Genomic DNA, 20886 nt, shown 5'->3' on the forward strand with positions numbered 1-20886 from the left:
CCCGTCGGCACGCGGCACCTCATCCGATGCTGACCACGGCGTACGCCTCCCCGTCTCCCGGGGGCCGCGTCCATGAGCGGGTGGTGAACGTGTGCAGCCGCCCGTTCATGAGCGCGTGGCGCGGCAGTCGGACACCGAACTCGGCGGTCACGGCCTCCAGCAGCGACCGTTCCGACTCGGTGACCTCCGCCCGGGAGCCGAAGAACCGGTCCGGGTCCAGCGCCCCTGGTATCTCCCCGGTCCGGCCGATCTCCCCGTCCGCGTACGTGAAGGCGTACTGCTCGGCTCCGTCCTGCGCCACGGACAGGTGGAAGAACGGTGCCCCGCGCCAGTTCCGCAGACCGCTCCACACGACCACCGCGCGGGTGCCCGCGCCGGCGGCCGCAGCCGGGGAGACGAACCGCTGCGGGGTGAAGTGCGGAGGGTTGCCGTCGAAGGCGAAGCTCCACCGGGGGCCGGCCCGGCCGACCGCCATGAGGGCCTTGTCGTCGTAGGACGAGAACTCCCGCTGTCCGCCGAGCAGTCTCCGGCGCACCTCGGCGGAAGTCATGGGAACGCGGAGCGCTGCCTCGTCACCGTCCGCGAGTCGTCCGGGAAGGTCCTCCGGCCCCACGTCTTCGACCAGGACGAACCGGTAGGACGTGAGGTCGTGGCCGGGGTCCGGGTCCGCGAGCCACGCCAGGCCGTCCGGGTCGAGGCCGGCGGCCGGGTCCGGTGCCTCGCCCGCCTGCCCGCCCCTGGGGGTGGACAGCAGCTCGCGGCCCCGTTCCGGGGTCAGCAGGGTTCCCAGCAGGGGGTCGGCCACCCACCCCAGCGGCGCCAGGTGGTCGGGGCCCAGCGGCTGCCATACCGGCAGGGCGTCCATCAGCGTCCGCCATGCCCCGTCGGTGTCGCCCCACCGCGCCAGCTCCCGTGCCCGCTCGACCGCTTCCCCGAACGGCCCGGCCGCCGTGTACCGGTACGTGCCGTCGCGCACCTGCTCCAGCATCGCGTAGGCCAGCGACAGTACGTCGTCACCGGCTCCCCGCAGGTGGTACTTCAGCGTGGAGTCGTCCCCGGACGAGTGGGCCGCGTGCTCGGCGACCAGCGCCGGCAGCAGCTCGGGCGCGTACAGCGGGTCGGTCACGACGTCCTCGAAGTACACCATGTAGGTCTGTCCGAGCAGGCGGCGTATCTGGTCACCGAGCCCGGCGGCCCGCGGCCTGCCGTACTCCTTGGCCTCGTCCAGCGCGTGCACGGCGCGTTCCCCGTGACCGCGCAGCGCCTCCAGCCGGGCCTGCTCCATCAGGGCGTCCAGTTCGCGCGTCGTGTCGTTGGCGAACTCCGGCTCCCCGTCGACCGGGCGTGCGTGCAGGCTGTGGAACTCCCGGTACATGGCCCGCATGAACTCGGCGAAGTTCGCGTGCCGCTCGGGGGCCTCGGCCAGCCAGCTCGCCCACGTGTACACGGCCCACTCGCCGTCCTCGTCCACGTCCTCGGGATCCAGGAGGACGTGAGTGATGTCGGACTCGACGTCGAGCTGGAGCCCGCGCCGCCAGATGTCCGCGTCCCGCCGCTCGTCGGGTCCGGCATCGTCGTCCAGGTACTCCTCGAACATGTCCGCGAGCCCGGACTCGTTGTCGTGCCGACGCACGTCCGTGGTCCCCGCCAGCAGCCAGATGAACCCGCCGGCGTGCCGCCATCCGTCGCTGACTTCGAGGAATTCCCGGTACGACGGGGGCATCCGGCGGCCGAGGCGCTCCTCCATGGCCGCGATCCGCTCCTCGGACGCGGGCGGGAACCCCAGCCACCGATCCCGCCGGGCGGCTTCGTCCGCCTCACTGCGCGCGTCGTCGTCGGGCAGGGAATCCGACCACTCCCCGCTCCAACGGAGCAGGAACGGGCGCCAGTCGAACGGTGTCGCATCCGTCTTCGTCATGCTCCCGATGCTGCCATCCGCCGCTGACAGTGCTCCGTGGTGCCTGTCGCGGGCGGCGCGAACGCCGCAGCCCCCGCCCGGTCGGGGGCGGGGGCTGCGGCGGGTGGTGTGCGGTGCGGTGCGGGTCAGGCAGCGACCGCGACCGGCTCGGCGGCCGGGGCGGGCTCGTCCAGCGGGGAGGCCGAGGCGGAGGCGTAGGCCTCCTTGTCCAGGATCCCCTCGCGGGCCGCGACGATGACCGGGACCAGGGCCTGGCCGGCCACGTTGGTGGCGGTGCGCATCATGTCCAGGATCGGGTCGATCGCCAGCAGCAGGCCGACGCCCGCGAGCGGCAGGCCCAGCGTGGACAGGGTCAGCGTCAGCATGACGGTGGCGCCCGTCAGACCGGCCGTGGCGGCGGAGCCGATGACCGAGACGAAGACAATGAGCAGGTACTCCTTGATGCCGAGCTGCACGTCGAAGATCTGCGCGATGAAGATGGCGGCGAGGGCCGGATAGATCGCGGCGCAGCCGTCCATCTTGGTGGTGGCGCCGAACGGGACGGCGAAGGAGGCGTACTCCTTCGGGACGCCGAGGCGCTCGGTGACCTTCTGGGTGACCGGCATGGTGCCGACCGAGGAGCGGGAGACGAAGGCCAGCTGGATGGCGGGCCAGGCGCCCTTGAAGAACTGGAGCGGGCTGACCTTGGCGACCGTCGCGAGCAGCAGCGGGTAGACGCCGAACATCACGAGGGCGCAGCCGATGTAGACGTCGGCGGTGAAGGTCGCGTACTTGCCGATCAGGTCCCAGCCGTACGTGGCGATCGCGGTGCCGATGAGGCCGATGGTGCCGATCGGGGCGAGGCGGATGACCCACCACAGGGCCTTCTGGAGCAGCTCCAGGGCGGACTCGGCGAGGTCGAGGACCGGCTTGGCCTTGGCGCCGATCTGGAGGGCGGCGATTCCGGCGACGACGGCCAGGAAGACGATCTGAAGGACCTTCAGCTCGGTGAACGGCGTGACGATGTCCGTCGGCACGATCCCGGTGAGGAAGTCGATCCAGGAGCCGGTCTTCTTCGGGTCCTTGCCGTCGGCCGCGGTGAGGCCGGTGCCGGAACCGGGGTCGGTCAGCAGGCCGATGGCGATGCCGATGCCGACCGCGATCAGCGAGGTGATCATGAACCAGAGGAGGGTGCGGGAGGCGAGGCGCGCCGCGTTGTTCACCTTCCGCAGGTTGGTGATCGACACCAGGATCGCGAAGAAGACGAGCGGGGCGATGGCCAGCTTCAGCAGCTGGACGAAGATGTCGCCGGTCTTCTCCAGGGTGGTGCCGAGCCAGCTGATGTCCTGGCTGCGGGCTATCCAGCCGAAGAGGACACCGAGGGCGAGACCGGCGACGATCTGGGCCCAGAAGGGGAACTTGAACGAGGCCTTGGCAGGGGCCTGGGGGGTCGCGGACACGGACACTCTCCGGAGGTGGCGCACGAAGACAGGGGGGAAGTACTGCGGTGGTGAAGCGGTGCGGCAGCAGCCAGAAGGGCCGGCCGGGACGGCTGCTGTATCGATTCAGCTCAACAGCAACAGGCCGCGGACGCGCGGCGGCAGAGGTCGACGTGCAGGCGCATCGCGAGCGGAAGGCTCGTGATCATGGGGTGCGCAACTGTGGTCAACATGTTGAACACGCTAACACTTCTCCTTTGAGAATCTCAAAGGGGTGCTTTGAGACAACGGCGCACGAGGCCCTCTTGCGCAGGCCCGGAAAACACCACCGCCCCAGCGTTACGGGCGGTATACCCGGTGCTGGGGCGGTTCGATGTGTGATGAAGCCAACTGGGGCGTTACGAGGCCACCCGCGCCGCGTCGTCCGCCTGGTCCTCCTGGCTGCGGTTCGCGGCGAGCCGCTCCTTCGCACCCGCGACGCGCCCGGAGATCTGCGTGGACATCGCATCGCGCTGCTTGCGCAGAAGGACGAAGGAGAGCGGGGCGGAGATCACGATGGCGAGCAGCACGACCCAGACGGCATTGGCCTCCCCGAGCCCTGCGGGCACCCAGCCGAGCCGGACGAGGCCCGCGACGGCGACGAGGCATCCGACGAAGATGCCCAGGCGCATCGCGGTGTAGCGGATCGTTGCGCTGGTCTTGAGGGACACGGTGACCCCTTCTCTCTCGTCGTGGTCTGCGGCGGCCGGTGCCCGGTGCACGGTGCCCGTCAAGTGAAGCACGCCGGGGTGCGGCCGCGGCCCTCCGGGGTCCGGCCGCGGACAGGACCGCGGGCAGGACTGCGGGCAGGACCGCGGGTCAGGACAGCGGCAGCAGCATCGTGATGTCGTCGCGGTCGTCGCCCGGGGCCACCCGGATCGCGCCGGGGACGCGGCCGACCTCCTTGTAGCCGCAGGAAGCGTAGAAGTGCTCCAGGCCGTGACCGCCGCGGCAGCCGAGCCGCAGCGCGTCGAGGCCGCCCAGGGAGCGCGCCGCGTCGGCCACGGCATCCATCAGGGCCCGCCCTGCGCCCCGGCCCTGGAGCTCGGGGCTGACCATGACGGTGTAGACCCACGCCCAGTGCCGCTGGAGCGCGTGGCCGTTGTGCCCGATCCACGCGGCCGCGCGCACCCGCCCCTGCACGTCCTGCCCGACGACGAGCCGGTTGCGCTCCTCGGCCATGGCCGCGAGGTGCTTGACCAGCTCGGGGCGGATGTCGTCCGCGGTCACCGGCGGGACGAAGCCGACCGCCCCGCCCGCGTTGGAGACGTCGGTCCACAGCTGTACGAGGCCGTCGCGCAGCCCCCGGTCGACCGTCGGCTCGAAGGTGAAGGTAAGGGTCATGGGCGGAGAATATCTATTACCTGCCCTGGTGGGCAACGGAAAAGGCCCCGGTCCTCGTGGGACCGGGGCCGTATCCGAAGTCGGCGGCGTCAGACGCGCATCGCCTGCGGGGTCTCGCGCAGGTTCGCGTCCGGACCGGGGTACTCGCGGATGATCTCGTAGCGCGTGTTGCGCTCGACCGGGCGGAAGCCCGCTTCCCGGATCAGCTCCAGCAGATCGTCACGGCCCAGCTTGTTCGGGGTGCCGTAGTTGTCCGCGTCGTGCGTGATCTTGTACTCGACGACCGAGCCGTCCATGTCGTCCGCGCCGTGCTGCAGCGCGAGCTGGGCGGTCTGCACACCGTGCATCACCCAGAAGACCTTGACGTGCGGCACGTTGTCGAAGAGCAGTCGCGAGACGGCGAAGGTCTTCAGCGCCTCGGCGCCGGTCGCCATCGTCGTACGCGCCTGGAGCTTGTTGCGCACCTTGCCGTCCTGCATGTCCACGAAGTCGTGCTGGTACCGCAGCGGGATGAAGACCTGGAAACCGCCGGTCTCGTCCTGGAGCTCGCGCAGGCGCAGCACGTGGTCCACGCGGTGGCGCGGCTCCTCGATGTGCCCGTAGAGCATGGTCGAGGGGGTCTTGAGACCCTTCTCGTGCGCGAGCCGGTGGATGCGCGACCAGTCTTCCCAGTGGGTGCGGTGGTCGACGATGTGCTGCCGGACCTCCCAGTCGAAGATCTCCGCGCCGCCGCCCGTGAGCGACTCCAGGCCGGCCTCGATCAGCTCGTCCAGGATGTCGGAGGCCGACATCCCCGAGATCGTCTCGAAGTGGTGGATCTCGGTCGCCGTGAACGCCTTCAGCGAGACGTTCGGCAGCGCCTTCTTCAGCTCGGAGAGCGAGCGCGGGTAGTAGCGCCACGGCAGGTTCGGGTGCAGGCCGTTGACGATGTGCAGCTCGGTGAGGTTGTCGTTCTCCATGGCCTTGGCCAGGCGCACGGCCTCCTCGATGCGCATCGTGTACGCGTCCTTCTCGCCCGGCTTGCGCTGGAACGAGCAGTACGCGCACGAGGCGGTGCACACGTTCGTCATGTTGAGGTGCCGGTTGACGTTGAAGTGGACGACGTCACCGTTCTTGCGCGTGCGCACCTCGTGGGCGAGGCCACCGAGCCAGGCCAGGTCGTCCGACTCGTAGAGGGCGATACCGTCCTCACGGGTCAGCCGCTCGCCGGAGCGGACCTTCTCCTCCAGCTCACGCTTGAGCCCAGCGTCCATGTGCCGGTCGCCTCCCTCTAGATGCCTCTGCCTGTCCTGCGAACCCTGCCCAACCGTACTCTCAGGCTTCCTCGGGCAGCTCCCCGACCCGGTTCTCCCACTTCGTGGAGAGCACGATGGTGGTGCGGGTGCGCGAGACGCCCTTGGTGCCGGAGAGCCTGCGAATGATCTTCTCCAGGCCGTCCACGTCGTTGGCGCGCACCTTGAGCATGAAGGAGTCGTCGCCCGCGATGAACCAGCAGTCCTCGATCTCGTTGAGGTCGCGCAGCCGCCGGGCCACGTCCTCGTGGTCGGCGGCGTCGGACATCGAGAGTCCGATCAGCGCCGTGACGCCGAGGCCGAGGGAACGCGAGTCCACCGTCGCGCGGTAGCCGGTGATGACGCCGGCCGTCTCCAGCCGGTTGATGCGGTCGGTGACGCTGGGGCCGGAGAGGCCCACGAGACGGCCCAGCTCCGCGTACGAGGCACGACCGTTCTCCCGGAGTGCCTGGATGAGCTGCCTGTCCACCGTGTCCATTTACGTGGAGCCTTCCATTATTCGGCGATCCTGCAAGTCTAGGTATAGAATCTAAGGCACACAGGGTCAACACCCTGTGAAATCTTTCAGCTGATCAATGACGATCTTCAGGAGTGGTTCACCGTGTTCACGATCGAGATGGCCTACGCACACATGCGGGAGCTCCAGGAGCTGGCCAACCGATCCCGTGCCCACCAGCCCGCCGCGGCCCACCGCGTCGACAAGGCCCGCAAGCCGCTGGGCCGCAAGAAGAAGGCCTAGTCACCGGCGCTTGCCTCCCGGGGAGTACGGGAGCCTCCCAGCTCCCCCTCCCAACGGCGGTACAGCTGGTGCGGCACACCTGCCGCGTCCAGCACCCGCCCCGCGACGAAGTCCACCAGATCCTGGATGTGCGTCGCACCCGTATAGAACGCCGGAGAGGCGGGCAGCACGATCGCGCCCGCCTCGTCCAGCGCCACCAGATGGCGCAGCGTCTGCCCGTTCAGCGGGGTCTCCCGCACCGCGACCACCAGCCGGCGCCGTTCCTTGAGCGTCACGCTCGCCACGCGCTGGAGCAGGTCCTTCGACAGTCCGAGCGCCACCCCCGCCACACAGGCCGTGGACGCGGGGACGATGAGCATCCCCTTGACCGGATACGAGCCCGAACTCGGGCCCGCCGCCAGGTCCCCCGCACCCCAGTACCGGACGTCGTCCAGCTCCGGCCGCGCGTAGGTCTCGGGCTTCCCGTCGGCCCCACGCCCCAGCCACTCCCCCAGGTCCTCGCGCCAGTGCGCGTCACGGAAGGCGATCCCGGTCTCGTCCAGCAGGGTGAGACGCGAGGCGCGGCTCACCACCAGGTCGACACTCTCCCCCGCGGCCAGCAGCCCGCGGAGCACCGCCGCCGCGTACGGCGTCCCGGACGCTCCGGAAACCCCGACCACCCACGGGGTGCGCTTGCGCTCAGTCATACCTCCGAGACTATCCGGCCACCACCGATGGGCACTCAGTAAGGTGTCGGGACGTTCCCGTGACGGGACGCGACGAGGGGGCGAAGATGAGCACGACGGTGGAACCGGGCTGGACGCAGACCGACCGGGCCAAGGCGGCGGCCAAGCTGATGCTGGGCTGGGTGGCCCTGCTGTGGGCCCTGGAGGCCGTCGACCACGCCACCGGCCACGCCCTCGACCAGTACGGGATCGTCGCCCGCGACCCCGACAGCCTGACCGGCGTCGTCTCCGCGGCCTTCCTCCACTTCGGCTTCGACCACGTCGCCTCCAACAGCGTCCCGCTGCTGGTCCTCGGCTTCATAGCGGCCCTGTCCGGGATCCGCCGCTTCCTCGCGGTGTGCGGCCTGATCGTGCTGGGCGACGGCCTCGGCACCTGGCTGATATCCCCGTCCGGCACCCTGACGCTGGGCGCCTCCGGCGTCGTCTTCGGTCTCTTCGGCTACCTGCTCGTACGCGGCTTCGTCGAGCGCAAGGTGCTGGGCGTGGCGGTGGCCGTGGGCGTCACCGCCGTCTGGGGCACCTCGTTCTTCGTCGGCATCCTCCCGACGAACACGGGCGTCAGCTGGCAGGGCCACCTGTGCGGCCTGGTGACGGGCATCGTGACGGCCCTGTACTTCCGCCGCCCGGCCGGCCGGCAGCCCGCCCTCACCGGCTGAGGCAGCTAGAAGGTCAGGCCTCGAACCGCCAGGTCGGCCAGCGCGCACACGAACAGGGCAATCCCGATGAAGCCGTTGACCGTGAAGAAGGCGCGGTTCAGGCGGGACAGGTCGTGCGGCTTCACGATCGTGTGCTCGTAGAGGAAGGCGGCGACGACGATCGCCAGGCCGGTCCAGAACAGCACGCCCGCGTCCGTGGCCAGCGCGTACCAGGCCAGCAGGGCCGTGGTCACGACGTGCGCGCCGCGCGCGCCCCAGAGGGCGGCCGGGACACCGAAGCGGGCCGGGACGGACTTGACGCCCTCCGCACGGTCGGCGGCCACGTCCTGGCAGCCGAAGATCAGGTCGAAGCCGCCGATCCACACGCCCACCGCCAGGCCCAGGATCACCGCGTCCCAGGACCACTCGCCGGTGACCGCGAGCCAGGCCCCGACCGGGCCCATCGCCTGGGCCAGCCCGAGAATGGCGTGCGGGAAGTTCGTGAACCGCTTGCCGTACGGGTACACCACCATCGGGATCACCGCGACGGGCGCCAGCATCAGGCAGAGCGGGTTCAGCAGCGCCGCTGAGCCGAGGAAGACCAGGAGCGCGATCCCGGCGCCGGTCCAGGCCGCGCGGACCGACACCGCGCCGGTGACCAGCTCACGGCCGGCCGTACGCGGGTTACGGGCGTCGATCTCGCGGTCGATGATCCGGTTGGCGGCCATCGCGAAGGTCCGCAGCCCCACCATGCAGATGGTGACGAGCAGCAGTACGCCCCAGTGGATGCGCCGGTCGAGCTGGAACATGGCGGTGAACGCCGCGATGTAGGCGAAGGGCAGCGCGAAGACCGAGTGCTCGATCAGCACGAGTCTCAGAAACGCCTTGACCTTGCCGGTCGGCTGCGGCGCCGGGTCCCGCCCGATCACCTCGTCGGCGGTCGTCATCACGCGAGGGCTCTCCGGAATTCTTCGAGGTCGGCCAGCAGTTCCGCCGCCGGGAGCGCACCGAGCTCCAGGGTCTGGGGTGCGGCGGCGCCGTCCTCCTCGTCCTCGGGCGGGGTGACCCGGGCGGTCAGCCGCCAGGCGTCGGCCGCCGGGCGGGCGTCGATGCGCAGGAAGTCCCCGGCCTCGACCGTGAACGGCTCGCCCGAAGCCAAGGCGGCCTGGAGCTGCTCCGCGAAGCCGTCCGCCTCGACGTCCCGCGCGCCGGGGAGCTCGAACTCACCGTGGCCGGGGCCGTCCTCGTACATCAGCGCCCAGACGTCGCCGGATCCGGCGAACTCCTCGGGTGTGACGCCCGTCTGCTCGGCGGCCAGCCGGACGCCCGGGTCCGCCGGGTCGAGCTTCGGGCGCAGCAGGGCCACGTAGACCTCGCCGGCGCCGAGGAAGAGCTCGGGACCCCCCACGACAATCGGGCTCACAGGCCGTACTCCTTCCAGCGGCGGTCCACCAGGGCGGCGGTGGCCGGGTCGGACTCGACCATGTCGGGCCAGCCGCCGTCGCGGGTGTAGCCCTCTTCGGGCAGTTTCTTGGTGGCGTCGATGCCCGCCTTGCCGCCCCAGAACTGCTGGTACGAGGCGTGGTCCAGGTGGTCCACCGGTCCCTCGACGACGGTGAGGTCGCGCGAATAGTCGGTGTTGCCGAGGGCTCGCCAGGAGACCTCGTGCAGGTCGTGGACGTCGCAGTCCTTGTCCACCACGATGATCAGCTTGGTCAGCGACATCATGTGCGCGCCCCAGATGGCGTGCATGACCTTCTGGGCGTGCTTCGGGTACTTCTTGTCGATCGAGACGATCGCGCAGTTGTGGAAGCCGCCCGATTCCGGGAGGTGGTAGTCCACGATGTCCGGCACGATGATCTTGAGAAGGGGCAGGAAGAACCGCTCCGTCGCGCGGCCGAGCGGGCCGTCCTCGGTCGGCGGCCGGCCGACGACGATCGACTGGATGAGCGGACGCCTGCGCATCGTCACGCAGTCGATCTTCAGGGCCGGGAAGGGTTCCTGCGGGGTGTAGAAGCCGGTGTGGTCGCCGAAGGGACCCTCCGGGAGCATCTCGCCGGGCTCCAGCCAGCCCTCGATCACGACCTCCGCGTTGGCCGGGACCTGGAGCGGGACCGTCTTGCAGTCGACCATCTCGATCCGCTTGCCCGCGACGAAGCCGGCGAAGAGGTACTCGTCGATGTCGCCCGGCAGCGGCGCGGTGGACGCGTACGTCACCGCGGGCGGGCAGCCGAAGGCGATCGCGACCGGCAGCCGCTCGCCCTTCGCCGCGGCGACGGCGTAGTGGTTGCGGCTGTCCTTGTGGATCTGCCAGTGCATGCCGATGGTGCGCTTGTCGTGGCGCTGGAGCCGGTAGAGGCCGAGGTTGCGGACGCCGGTCTCGGGGTGCTTGGTGTGGGTCAGGCCGAGGTTGAAGAAGTCGCCGCCGTCCTTGGGCCAGGTGAAGAGGGCCGGGAGCTGGTCGAGGTCCACGTCGTCGCCGGTGAGGACGACCTCCTGGACGGGCGCGGAGTCGCCCTTCACCTTCTTCGGCGGCACGTGCACCATCGAGCCGAGCTTGCCGAAGGCCTCGCGGACCCCGATGAAGCCCTGCGGGAGCTCCGGCTTCAGCAGGCCGCCGATCTTCTCGCTGATCTCGCCGTACGACTTGAGGCCGAGGGCCTTCAGGAGGCGGCGGTCGGTGCCGAAGACGTTCATGGCCAGCGGCATCGCCGAGCCCTTGACGTTCTCGAAGAGGAGCGCCGGGCCCCCCGCCTTGTTCACTCTGTCGACGATCTCCCCGACCTCCAGGTACGGGTCGACTTCGGCCTTGATGCGCTTGAGGTCGCCCTCCCGCTCCAGAGCCCGGAGCAGCGAGCGGAGATCGTCGTAAGCCATAGGGGTCAGTATCCGTCACCAACTACCCTGGAGGCGTCACCGGGGCCCTGACGCGGGCCCCCCGTCACTGACTGGGAGTCGGTCCCACACCGTGCTGCGCTATCTGCCGTTCCTCCTGATCCTCGCGCTGACCATCTACGCCTTCATCGACTGCCTGAACACTCCGGAGCCGGAGGTCAAGCACCTCCCCAAGGTGGTCTGGGTGATCATCATCCTGCTCTTCTCCATCGTGGGGCCGGTCGTGTGGCTGTTCGCGGGCAAGGACCGGGTGGCCTCGGGCGGGGGCCGGGCGCGCCGGACGCAGTGGGTGGCGCCGGACGACAACCCGGAGTTCCTGAAGTCGCTGCGCGACGAGCAGGAGAAGAAGGACAAGGACCAGGACAAGGACCAGGGCTAGCCCAGGTCCTTCGCATTCACCCGCCTGCGCGGGCGTCTAGCGCGCCCACGGCAGTGCGCGGGTGCCCTCCTCCCCCGGGACCGAGACCACGCCGTCCGCGCGCATCACGACGTAGGCCTCGAAGGTCTCGGCGGCGTGGATGCGGCGCAGCGTGTCCGGGGGTAGGACGAGGGTCTGGCCGGCGGCGGCCTTCTCGGTGCGGCCGGCGCAGCTGACCTCCAGGGAGCCGGCGGTCACGGTCCACACCTGCTCGCGGCTGACGGAGTGCTCGGGGCCGGTGATGCCGGCGGGCATGGCCACGTGCCAGCTGCTCAGCTCGGAGCTGCCGCGGCTGGGGGCGGCGAAGCCGGTCATGGTGGCGTTGGGGGTGGCGGTGACGTTCTCGGGGGAAGCGCTGATCACGTGCAAGGCGGGTCCTCGTCCTCTCGTGGCATGCGAGTAAAGCTCCTTTACTTCGAGTGAGTAAAGCAGCTTGACTCGACCGTGTCACCATATTTGCGTGACGAGAGACGAGAACGAGGGCGTCGAGCTGCTGTTCCTGCTCGGCCTGGGCTTCCAGATGCTGCTGGGGGAGTTCACCCGGCGCGTCGCGGAGGCCGGGTACCCGGACCTGCGGCCGGTGCACGGCATGACCTTCCAGGCCCTCCAGGGCGACGGCGCCACCGCCACCGAGCTCGCCGAGCGGCTCGGGGTGACCAAACAGGCCGCCGGGCAGATCGTCGACGACCTGGAGAAGCGCGGCTACGTGCGCCGCGAGCCGCACCCCGGGGGCGGCCGCCGCAAGCTGGTGGTCCTGACCCCGGCGGCCCGTGACCACCTCGCCGTCGCGGGCCGGATCCTGCACGAGCTGGAGGCCGAACTGGGCCGCGGCACCGACCTCACCGCGCTGCGCGAGGGGCTCGGGCAGGTCGTGCGCACCTTCCACGGGGAGGGCGGACTGCCGCCGCTGCGCCCGGTGTGGTGAGAGCGGCCTGCGCGACGGGCCTCAGGCGCGGGCGAGGGAGGCGTAGGCCTCGCGCAGGGCCGCCCAGCGGGTGTCCGTCCAGGCGGACCAGTCCGCCGGCCGCCCGGCCAGGGCGGAGTCCAGCAGCTCGAAGTGCTCGTGCCAGCCCGCCAGGCGGTCCAGGCGCTCGTCCTCCGGCCCGCCCCGCTCGTTCACGAACCGGATCACGGTCGAATCGGTCCCGACGGGCTCCAGGTGGAAGCGGATCCGCCCGTGCTCGGTGACCGTGTACTCGGCGACCCGCTCCACGTCCCAGGCGGTGACCCGCCCGGTCGCCACGGTCCCGGTGTTCAGCCAGCGCAGCGTGACCGCCCCGCCGAGCCTGCGCTCCAGGACGTCCGCCGCCGCCAGCCAGCCGCGCAGCCCGTCCGGCGTGGTCAGGGCGGGCCACAGGACCGCGTAGGCGTGCGGCAGGTGCAGCTCGAAGCGGAGCAGCCAGTGGTTCTCGCCGCGCTGCTCGCTGGTGGCATGGCTCACGAGCGTCATGCCACCAGCGTCCCACTCCCGACGGTCAGACGCCCGCGTACGAGTGCTTGCCGCTGAGCAGGATGTTCACGCCGTAGTAGTTCCAGATCCAGCAGGCGAAGGCGAAGAGCGCGAGGTACGCGGCCTTGCGACCCTTCCAGCCGGCGGTGGCACGGGCGTGCAGGTAGCAGGCGTAGGCCACCCAGGTGACGAAGGACCAGACCTCCTTGGGGTCCCAGTTCCAGTAGCGGCCCCAGGCGTCGCCGGCCCAGATCGCGCCCGCGATGATCGTGAACGTCCACAGCGGGAAGACGGCCGCGTTGATGCGGTACGAGAACTTGTCGAGGGAGGCCGCCGAGGGCAGCCGCTCCAGCACCGAACTGCGGAACCTGCCCGGCGTGCGGCCCGCCTCCAGCTGGCTCTCGTAGGAGTCCCGGAAGAGGTAGAGGACCGCGCCCGCGGCTCCGATGTAGAAGACCGCGCCGCAGAAGATCGCCGTGGAGACGTGGATCCACAGCCAGTACGAGTGCAGGGCCGGGACGAGCTGGTCGCTGTCGGTGTAGAGCCAGGTGACCGCGATGCCGAGGTCCAGCAGGACGGTGGTGACCAGGATCAGGCCGAGCCAGCCGACGTTCTTCTTCAGGGCGAGCAGCACCAGGTAGACGCCGACGGCCACCGTGGAGAAGGTGATCGAGAACTCGTACATGTTGCCCCAGGGGGCCCGCTCCACCGACAGGGCGCGGGCGACCACCCCGGCCGCCTCGACGAGGAAGGCGAGCGCGGTCAGCGAGACCGCGATCCGCCCGTACAGGTCGCCCTGCACGGTGCCGCCGGCGGCACCGGGGCCGTCCGGGACGTCGCGGGTACCGGCGGCGGAGCGGGTGGTGACCTTGGGCTGTTCGAGGACGGCGGTGGCTCCGGCCTTGCCGCGGACCTGCACGGCGGGGGCGGCCGCGGCAGCTCCGGCCGCAGCGGCCTCCTTGGCACCGGTCAGCGCGGCGGCCGTACGGCCCACCTTGCTGCGGCTGCCGAAGGTCCACTCGGCGATGTGCGCGAAGAAGGCGAGCATGTAGACCGCCATCGACGAATAGATCAGGTAGTTGCTGATCTCAGCCAGGTTCTCGTTGGCTGCGGCTGCGAGCGGCGTCATCCGCGCTCTCCTTCAGGGGTTTCTTCTACACGTGGTTCGGCCATTGCAGCAGGCGCGGTGGGCGCCTGCCGGTGCAGCTGGGCGGCGAGCTCCGCCAGCTCCTGCGGGAGCCTGGTGGACTCGCTGCGGCCCAGGCCCGCCATCTCGACGACGGTCACGCCGTCCTTGCCGGTCACCGCGCGGACCCAGATCCGCCGGCGCTGGATGAACAGCGATCCGGCCAGGCCCGCGATGGCGGCGATCGCACCCGTGAGGGCGAGGCCGCTGCCGGGCTGGTGGGTGACGGAGAAGGTGGCCCACCGCTCGATGCCCTCGAACTTCACGGTGCCCGCGCCTCCCGGCAGGGTCATCGTGTCGCCGGGTGCCAGCTTCTGCTTGAACTGCTGGCCCGACTCGTCCTTGAAGGGCTCCATCTTGGTGGTGGTGAGCCGGTAGACGTTCTGCGGCAGACCCGAGTCCACGCCGAGGCTGCCGTGCCAGGCGTTGAGCATGAGCTGCGGGTTCAGGAGGGCGGGGAACTGCGAGAACATCGTGCCCATGCCCTCACCGGCGAAGCTCGGCACGAAGACGGCGTTGAAGCCGAGCTGCTCCTTCTTCCCGTCCTTGTCCTTGTAGCCGTCGGTGACCTTGACGGCTCCGGTGGAGGTGAGGTTGGCGTCCTGCGGGAGCATCGGCACGGCGTCCTTGAAGATCACCTTGCCGGTGGAGTCGGTCACCGAGACGATCGGCGCGTAGCCGTGGCCGAGCAGGTAGACCTTGGAGCCGTCGACCTCCAGGGGCTTGTTGACCTGGATCTCACGCTTCTGCGGAGTGCCGTGGGCGCCGTCCGAGAAGGTGACGTACGCCTTGAAGTCGCGCGGGGTGCCCCGCTGCGGGCCGGTCATCTCGTACGTCGCGTCGAACCGGTCCAGCGTGAAGCTGAACGGCGGCAGGTCGTCCGGGTCGAAGAGGGTGCCGGACTTGAAGTCGTCGTACTGGGTGAGCGTGTTCGAGAAGCCGGTGCCGCGCAGGACCAGCTTGCCGCCCTCGGACTTGAAGTACTGGCCCCAGGCGAAGGCCACCAGCATCACGATCAGCGCGACGTGGAAGATCAGGTTCCCGGCCTCGCGGAGGTAGCCCTTCTCCGCCGCGACGTGGCCCTCGCCGGCCTCGGTGCGGAAGCGGCTGCCGCGGAGCACCGTGCGCGCGTACGAGAGGACCTCGTCCGGGGTCCTGTCGGTGCGCCAGGTGGTGTGGGCGGGCAGCCTGTCGAGGCGCCGGGGGGCGGCCGGCGGGCGGCCGCGGAGCTGGCCGACGAACTGCCAGGAGCGCGGCACGATGCAGCCGATGAGCGAGATGAACAGCAGCAGGTAGATCGCGGAGAACCACACGGAGCTGTAGACGTCGAAGAGCTGCAGCTTGTCGGCGACGGTCACCCAGGAGGGGTTGTCCCGCTTCCAGTCGGCGACCTTCATCGCGTCGACGTTGTTCTGCGGGATGATCGAACCGGGGATGGCGCCCAGGGACAGCAGGAAGAGCAGGATCAGCGCCACCCGCATGGAGGTGAGCTGCCGCCAGAACCAGCGGGCCCAGCCGATCACGCCGATGCCGGTGGCCGGCCCGGTGGGGCTGTCCTCCAGCGGGGCGGTGGAGAGCTGGGCACCGGCCGCGGCGTCGGTGGGGTCCGCCTCGGCGGACGTGTCGGTGCTCGCTTTGTCTGTCGTACTCATGTGCCTTTAGTCCTCAGATCCCCACCGTGAAGCCTTGGGTCCCGCTCTGCCTGTCGCTGACGATGCTGTCCCACGAACCTGTGATGCGGAACTTCCGCATCGCCCACGAGGTCACTTCTCCGCGAGGACCGGGTCGACCATCGACCGCAGCTGCTCGTCGTTGACCGGGGCCAGGGTGCGGGCGGCGATCTTGCCGTCCTTGTCGAGGACGATCGTGGAGGGGATGGCGTTGGGGTTGAGCGTGCCCTTGGGGAAGCGGAGCATCAGCTTCCCCGCGGGATCGTAGAGGCTCGGGTAGGTGATCCCGTAGGTCTCTTCGAAGGCGATCGCGTTCTGTTTGCTGTTGTCGCGGGTGTTGATCCCGACGAAGGCGACGTCCTTGCCGGCGTCCGCGTACTCCTTGGAGACCGTCGCGAAGTGGCCGGCCTCGGCGCGGCACGGCGGGCACCAGGAGCCCCACACGTTGAGGACCACGACCTTGCCCTTGAGCGTGGTGGTGTCGAGGGTCCCGTCGTCGACGGTCTCGCCGTCGAGCCCCGGGGCCTCGGCGCGCTCCCCCTCGGACACGGTGGAGATGCCGCTCGCGCCCGAGACGTAGTTGCCGCCGGACCCGCTGACCGGCTTGCCGCCGTCAGGACCCCCGCACGCCGACAGCGTGAGGGCGCCGGCCAGGGTCGCCACGGCCAGCAGGGTGGCACGGCCGCCGGTCGAGCGGCGGCTACTACGACGGTTACGCGCGCGGCTAAGGCTCATGTGAAAAGTTTCGCATGAGCAATTCGCGGATCTTCCGCACCCCCCGGAGCGATGCCCGCGCCCTGGTCAGGTGCTGCTTCGCCGTCCCGTCAGGCGGCGGTCATGTACGCACTCCAGCCGCCGGCCGGTGACTGGCCCGGGCCGAGACCCCGGAGCCTGGCGAGCACCTTGGGGTCCTGGACCTCCAGCCAGTCGGTGAACTGCCGGAAGGATACGAGTCGTACATCCCTTTTGTCCGCCATGCCCTTGAGGGCCTCCTCGACGGCATCCATATAGATGCCGCCGTTCCACTCCTCGAAATGATTGCCGATGAACAGGGGCGCGCGGTTGGTCTCGTAGGCCCGCCGGAAGCCGCCCAGGTAGGTGGCCGTGGCCTGGGTGCGCCAGCCCGGATAGTTGGCGGGCACGCCCCTCGTCGTGCTCTTCGACTGGTTGGCGAGGATGTTGTAGTCCATCGAGAGGACCTCGAAGGAGTGCCCGGGGAACGGCAGGGACTGCAGCGGCAGGTCCCAGATGCCGGACCTGCGCACCGGCCAGACCTGGAGGCCGCCGGGAGAGCTGGAGTCGTAGCGCCAGCCCAGCCGCTCGGCCGTCGGCAGCAGGCTGTCCCGGCCGAGGAGGCAGGGGGTCCGGGCGCCCTTCAGCTCCTTGGCGTAGTCGAAGGGCAGGGGTTCGAGGTCGGTGAATCCGGTGTTCGTGCGCCAGTTGGTGACGAAGGACACGGCCTGGTCGATCTCGCTCCGCCAGTCGTCCGGCGTCCACCTGCCGACCGAGCCGGAGCCCGCGCAGAAGTGGCCGTTGAAGTGGGTGCCTATCTCGTGCCCGTCGAGCCAGGCCTGGCGCACGTGCGTGAGGGTGGAGCGGACGTTCTCGTCCTTGAGGTAGCCGATGTCCGAGGCCCCGACGGGGTTGTTCGGCGGCCGGTAGAGGTGCCGCTTCGACTCGGGCAGCAGATAGATGCCCGAGAGGAAGAAGGTCATGGCCGCGCCGTGGTCCTTGGCGAGCTTGAGGAAGCGCGGGAAGAGACCGTTGCCGATCTCCCCCGCGCCGTCCCAGCTGAAGACGACGAACTGCGGCGGGGTCTCGCCCGGCTGCAGCGGCACGGGTGCGTCCGGCTGGTTCGGCTGCGGGCCGGTGTCGGCGGTGGAGCCGTCACCGATGGGCCTGACGGCCGGCTTCTCGCCGGGCTTCGGGTTCTTCGGGTTCCTGACGGGTCCGGGAGCGCCGGGACCGGACGTGTCCGATGAGCCGCAGCCCGCGATTCCCATCGCGGCGGCCGCACCAAGTCCCAGTCCCAGCAACCCCCTCCGACCGACTCCCCTGATGTCGCGCATGTCACCGTCCCCACTGTCGACCACCCATACCAACCCGAAGCCCATATAAACGGACAATCAGATCGGAGATGCGAGCTGACACGGTGATTCCCGCGCGACTTGTATTTAGTTGGGCCGAACCGTAACGGCCTGTAACAGTCGGTCGATCAAGACCCGATCAGGGAAACGAGACCCGGCTCCGGGACTCAGGCGCCGAACGCCTTGGACGCACCCTTCACCGGCTTGGCCCCGGCCAGCAGATGGGCCGGAACCAGGTCCCGGGCCGGCTCGCTGTAACCCACCGACACCAGCTTTTCGCCCTGGAAGGTGAAGGAGGTCATCGAGGCGAGCGTGCACTGCCGGCGCCGCGGGTCGTGCCACAGCCGGCGCTTCTCCGCGAAGCTGCGCACGATCCAGATCGGCAGCTGGTGGCTGACCGCCACCGCCTCACGGCCGCGGGCCGCGTCGCGCGCCGCCTCCAGCGCGCTCATCATCCGGACCACCTGCTCGACGTACGGCTCGCCCCAGGACGGCTTGAACGGGTTCGTCAGGTGCTTCCAGTTGCCGGGCTTGCGCAGCGCGCCGTCACCGACGCCGAAGGTCTTGCCCTCGAAGACGTTCTCCGCCTCCAGCAGCCGCGCGTCGGTCGCCAGATCCAGGCCGTGGACCTTGGCGATCGGCTCCGCCGTCTCCTGCGCGCGCTCCAGCGGGGAGGACACCACGTAGGCGATGTCCCGGCCCTTGAGGTGCTCGGCGACCCGGTCCGCCATCTGCCGGCCCAGCTCGGAGAGGTGGTAGCCGTCACGGCGCCCGTAGAGCACACCCTCGGGGTTGTGCACCTCACCGTGGCGCACCAGGTGCACGACGGTGAGCTCGGGCGTGGCGGGGGTGGCGGGCGTTGCGCTGCTGCTCATGCGGTGGCCTCCGCGGCGGCTCGGGCGGCGGCCGGCAGCGCCGCCGCGATGCGCTCGATCGCCTTCTCGTCGTGGGCGGTGGAGACGAACCAGGACTCGAAGGCGGACGGCGGCAGGTAGACGCCCTGCGCCAGCATCGAGTGGAAGAACCCGTTGAAACGGAAGCTCTCCTGCTTCTTGGCGTCGTCGTAGTTGCGCACCTCGTCCTCGGTGAAGAAGACGGAGAACATGTTGGACGCGGTCTGCAGCCGGTGCGCCACGCCCTCCTTGGCGAGCGCGCCGGTGACCAGGCCCTGGATCTCCTTCGAGACCGCGTCGACCTTCTCGTACGCGGCCGCGTCCAGCAGGCGCAGCTGCGCGAGACCGGCGGCGGTGGCGATGGGGTTACCGGAGAGCGTGCCGGCCTGGTAGACGGGACCGGCGGGGGCGAGGTGGCCCATGACGTCGGCGCGGCCGCCGAAGGCCGCGGCGGGGAAGCCGCCGCCCATGACCTTGCCGAAGGTCATCAGGTCGGGCTTGACCCCGTCGACGCCGTACCAGCCGGCGCGGGAGGTCCGGAAGCCGGTCATGACCTCGTCGGAGATGTAGAGCGCGCCGTTCTCCCGGCAGAGGTCCGCGAGCCCCTGGTTGAAGCCCTCGGCGGGGGTCACCACACCCATGTTGCCGGGCGCGGCCTCGGTGATCACGCAGGCGATCTCGCCGGGGTGCGCGGCGAAGGCCGCCCGTACCGCTTCGAGGTCGTTGTAGGGGAGGACGATCGTGTCGCCGGCCTGCGCGCCCGTCACACCGGGGGTGTCCGGAAGCGCGAAAGTCGCCAGACCGGAACCAGCGGCGGCCAGCAGCGCGTCCACGTGACCGTGGTAGCAGCCGGCGAACTTCACGACCTTGGCGCGACCGGTGAAGCCGCGGGCCAGCCGGATCGCCGACATGGTCGCCTCGGTGCCGGAGGAGACCAGGCGGACCTGCTCCACGGGTTCGATGCGCGCGACGATCTCCTCGGCGAGCGCCACCTCTCCCTCACCAGGCGTACCGAAGGAGGTACCGCGGGCGACGGCCGCCTGGACGGCCTCGATCACCTCGGGGTGCGAATGGCCGAGGATCATCGGCCCCCACGAACACACGAGGTCGACGTACTCACGACCGTCGGCGTCGGTGAGGTACGGACCGCTCCCGGACACCATGAACCGGGGCGTACCGCCCACGGCGCGGAAGGCGCGCACGGGAGAGTTCACGCCGCCGGGGGTCACGAGGGAGGCGCGCTCGAAGAGCGTCTGCGAAACTGGGGCTTCATACGGGTACGGGTAGCTCACACCAGCCATGGTCTCAGAGGCCGCGACAGACTTGCGGACGGGCGTTTCACCGCGTCGCCGCGGGGGAGGTCACTGCCATGATGATCAGGCTGCGTGGCGGGGGCCGCGGGGCCGGGGCGAGCAAGACCAGTCGGGTGGAGATATGCAACGCGGTGGTGGACCGGGCGAGGGAACGGACGGCCTCGATCCGCAGCGCGCCCGCGAGGCCCGCCGCCGGGGCAAGCACCGCCGCCACGGCATGGAGGCGGCCGACGCCGTCCCCGGGCCGGCGACCCCGTCCGAGGACCTGCCCAAGGGCCGCGGCATGGGAGTGACGTACAAGTACTTCGGCGCCCCCGACGGAGCCACGGCGGCCCGGGTCCCGGTCACGATGCGGCCGGAGGAGCTCGGCGGCGACGAGCTCGGCATGGGCGGCCTCTTCACCAAGATCAAGCCGGAAACGGTGGCCGCGATGGTCCTCACCGGCATCGAAGGCATTCCCCTCCACAAGGTGCCCCCGCTGGAGCTGGTCGTCCTCCACCCCGACTACGCGGTGGTCAAGCTTCCGATGACCGTGGTCGACCCGCTGCGCGGAATCGGCGAGGAATCGGTGGGCGCGGCGGCCTTCATCTGGTCCACGGTCCCGGACCGCGGCGGCCCGAGCGACGCCTTCAACGTCTACCAGCTGCTCCACGAGTGGCAGGACTTCAGCCACCGCCTCCACGAGGCCGGACACCAGCCGTACTGCCTGGTCTGGCCCTGACCGACCAGCCACCTCCTAGTGCTGTGACCGGCAAATCTCGCCGGTCACAGCACTCATGTTGTGGCCGGAAAAATTTGTCGGGTTGCGGCGTCCGGTGTGGTGCCTCGCAAGGCATAGGGCCGCGGCTCGTCCCTGACGTACTT

Annotated in this window: 23 protein-coding genes; 5 read left to right on the forward strand and 18 right to left on the reverse strand. The window is 70.1% G+C overall.

The window, feature by feature from the left end; genetic code table 11:
* Positions 1-19 precede the first annotated feature (19 nt).
* The 6 genes from ACZ4YL_RS19025 to ACZ4YL_RS19050 all read right to left on the reverse strand — a co-directional run bounded on the left by ACZ4YL_RS19025 (position 20) and on the right by ACZ4YL_RS19050 (position 6489).
* Positions 20-1918, reverse strand: coding sequence for an SMI1/KNR4 family protein (locus ACZ4YL_RS19025; RefSeq protein WP_468117702.1), 1899 nt, complete (start codon positions 1916-1918; stop codon positions 20-22).
* 125 nt (positions 1919-2043) lie between these two features.
* A complete protein-coding gene (locus ACZ4YL_RS19030) occupies positions 2044-3363 on the reverse strand; it encodes a dicarboxylate/amino acid:cation symporter (RefSeq protein ID WP_468117704.1) in 1320 nt (439 codons plus the stop codon).
* Positions 3364-3734: 371 nt separating this feature from the next.
* A complete protein-coding gene (locus tag ACZ4YL_RS19035) occupies positions 3735-4007 on the reverse strand; it encodes a DUF4229 domain-containing protein (protein ID WP_468117749.1) in 273 nt (90 codons plus the stop codon).
* 187 nt (positions 4008-4194) lie between these two features.
* A complete protein-coding gene (locus ACZ4YL_RS19040) occupies positions 4195-4719 on the reverse strand; it encodes a GNAT family N-acetyltransferase (RefSeq protein ID WP_468117705.1) in 525 nt (174 codons plus the stop codon).
* Positions 4720-4808: 89 nt separating this feature from the next.
* Positions 4809-5972 (reverse strand): aminofutalosine synthase MqnE, encoded by a 1164-nt coding sequence (gene mqnE, locus ACZ4YL_RS19045; RefSeq protein ID WP_150258694.1) that lies wholly within the window; start codon positions 5970-5972, stop codon positions 4809-4811.
* 61 nt (positions 5973-6033) lie between these two features.
* Complete coding sequence (locus tag ACZ4YL_RS19050) at positions 6034-6489, reverse strand: Lrp/AsnC family transcriptional regulator (RefSeq protein WP_030710106.1); 456 nt, start codon at positions 6487-6489, stop codon at positions 6034-6036.
* Between the two features lie 123 nt (positions 6490-6612).
* Here ACZ4YL_RS19050 and ACZ4YL_RS19055 point away from each other — a divergent pair, with 123 nt between their 5' ends.
* Positions 6613-6750 carry a hypothetical protein gene (locus ACZ4YL_RS19055; RefSeq protein ID WP_189733807.1) on the forward strand — a complete coding sequence of 46 codons (138 nt, stop codon included), beginning with the start codon at positions 6613-6615 and terminating at the stop codon, positions 6748-6750.
* Here ACZ4YL_RS19055 and ACZ4YL_RS19060 read toward each other — a convergent pair.
* Entirely contained in the window at positions 6747-7436 is a 690-nt protein-coding gene (locus ACZ4YL_RS19060) for a UbiX family flavin prenyltransferase (RefSeq protein ID WP_468117707.1), read from the reverse strand. The genes ACZ4YL_RS19055 and ACZ4YL_RS19060 overlap by 4 nt on opposite strands.
* A gap of 86 nt (positions 7437-7522) precedes the next feature.
* On the opposite strand from ACZ4YL_RS19060, the gene ACZ4YL_RS19065 reads away from it, so the two are divergent.
* On the forward strand, positions 7523-8131 hold the full coding sequence (locus ACZ4YL_RS19065) for a rhomboid family intramembrane serine protease (protein ID WP_468117709.1): 609 nt from the start codon (positions 7523-7525) through the stop codon (positions 8129-8131).
* Positions 8132-8136: 5 nt separating this feature from the next.
* Here the strand turns inward: ACZ4YL_RS19065 and mqnP are convergent, their stop codons facing one another.
* Genes mqnP through ACZ4YL_RS19080 form a run of 3 tightly spaced genes read right to left on the reverse strand, consistent with a single transcriptional unit; the run spans position 8137 to position 10987 of the window.
* A complete protein-coding gene (gene mqnP / locus ACZ4YL_RS19070; RefSeq protein WP_468117710.1) occupies positions 8137-9057 on the reverse strand; it encodes a menaquinone biosynthesis prenyltransferase MqnP in 921 nt (306 codons plus the stop codon).
* On the reverse strand, positions 9057-9533 hold the full coding sequence (locus ACZ4YL_RS19075; protein WP_468117712.1) for a hypothetical protein: 477 nt from the start codon (positions 9531-9533) through the stop codon (positions 9057-9059). Before ACZ4YL_RS19075 ends, mqnP begins: the two co-directional genes overlap by 1 nt.
* Positions 9530-10987: a menaquinone biosynthesis decarboxylase gene (locus ACZ4YL_RS19080; RefSeq protein ID WP_030009222.1), complete on the reverse strand. Its 1458-nt coding sequence runs from the start codon at positions 10985-10987 to the stop codon at positions 9530-9532. The genes ACZ4YL_RS19075 and ACZ4YL_RS19080 overlap by 4 nt, the downstream gene beginning before the upstream one ends.
* Positions 10988-11078: 91 nt before the next feature.
* Between ACZ4YL_RS19080 and ACZ4YL_RS19085 the strand changes: the two genes are divergently transcribed.
* Positions 11079-11384, forward strand: coding sequence for a PLD nuclease N-terminal domain-containing protein (locus tag ACZ4YL_RS19085; RefSeq protein ID WP_382543947.1), 306 nt, complete (start codon positions 11079-11081; stop codon positions 11382-11384).
* A 36-nt stretch (positions 11385-11420) separates the two neighbouring features.
* On the opposite strand, the gene ACZ4YL_RS19090 is transcribed toward ACZ4YL_RS19085, so the two are convergent.
* Complete coding sequence (locus ACZ4YL_RS19090) at positions 11421-11786, reverse strand: cupin domain-containing protein (RefSeq protein WP_468117714.1); 366 nt, start codon at positions 11784-11786, stop codon at positions 11421-11423.
* Between the two features lie 97 nt (positions 11787-11883).
* Here ACZ4YL_RS19090 and ACZ4YL_RS19095 point away from each other — a divergent pair, with 97 nt between their 5' ends.
* Positions 11884-12348, forward strand: coding sequence for a MarR family winged helix-turn-helix transcriptional regulator (locus ACZ4YL_RS19095; RefSeq protein ID WP_468117716.1), 465 nt, complete (start codon positions 11884-11886; stop codon positions 12346-12348).
* A 21-nt stretch (positions 12349-12369) separates the two neighbouring features.
* On the opposite strand, the gene ACZ4YL_RS19100 is transcribed toward ACZ4YL_RS19095, so the two are convergent.
* The 7 genes from ACZ4YL_RS19100 to hemL all read right to left on the reverse strand — a co-directional run bounded on the left by ACZ4YL_RS19100 (position 12370) and on the right by hemL (position 20010).
* On the reverse strand, positions 12370-12873 hold the full coding sequence (locus ACZ4YL_RS19100; RefSeq protein WP_468117718.1) for an SRPBCC domain-containing protein: 504 nt from the start codon (positions 12871-12873) through the stop codon (positions 12370-12372).
* Between the two features lie 25 nt (positions 12874-12898).
* On the reverse strand, positions 12899-14002 hold the full coding sequence (gene ccsB, locus ACZ4YL_RS19105; protein ID WP_301368063.1) for a c-type cytochrome biogenesis protein CcsB: 1104 nt from the start codon (positions 14000-14002) through the stop codon (positions 12899-12901).
* On the reverse strand, positions 13999-15711 hold the full coding sequence (resB, locus tag ACZ4YL_RS19110; RefSeq protein ID WP_468117720.1) for a cytochrome c biogenesis protein ResB: 1713 nt from the start codon (positions 15709-15711) through the stop codon (positions 13999-14001). Before resB ends, ccsB begins: the two co-directional genes overlap by 4 nt.
* A 111-nt stretch (positions 15712-15822) precedes the next feature.
* Positions 15823-16464, reverse strand: coding sequence for a TlpA family protein disulfide reductase (locus tag ACZ4YL_RS19115; RefSeq protein WP_468117722.1), 642 nt, complete (start codon positions 16462-16464; stop codon positions 15823-15825).
* Positions 16465-16553: 89 nt separating this feature from the next.
* Positions 16554-17789, reverse strand: a complete 1236-nt coding sequence (locus tag ACZ4YL_RS19120) for a polysaccharide deacetylase family protein (RefSeq protein ID WP_468117751.1) — start codon at positions 17787-17789, stop codon at positions 16554-16556.
* A 194-nt stretch (positions 17790-17983) separates the two neighbouring features.
* Positions 17984-18691 carry a histidine phosphatase family protein gene (locus tag ACZ4YL_RS19125; protein WP_468117723.1) on the reverse strand — a complete coding sequence of 236 codons (708 nt, stop codon included), beginning with the start codon at positions 18689-18691 and terminating at the stop codon, positions 17984-17986.
* The gene (hemL, locus tag ACZ4YL_RS19130; RefSeq protein ID WP_468117724.1) at positions 18688-20010 is read right to left on the reverse strand and encodes a glutamate-1-semialdehyde 2,1-aminomutase; all 1323 of its coding nucleotides are present in this window, start codon (positions 20008-20010) and stop codon (positions 18688-18690) included. The genes ACZ4YL_RS19125 and hemL overlap by 4 nt, the downstream gene beginning before the upstream one ends.
* A gap of 133 nt (positions 20011-20143) precedes the next feature.
* Here hemL and ACZ4YL_RS19135 point away from each other — a divergent pair, with 133 nt between their 5' ends.
* Positions 20144-20743: a hypothetical protein gene (locus ACZ4YL_RS19135; protein WP_301368068.1), complete on the forward strand. Its 600-nt coding sequence runs from the start codon at positions 20144-20146 to the stop codon at positions 20741-20743.
* Positions 20744-20886 lie beyond the last annotated feature (143 nt).

This window comes from Streptomyces sp. NPDC030021, assembly GCF_055574035.1.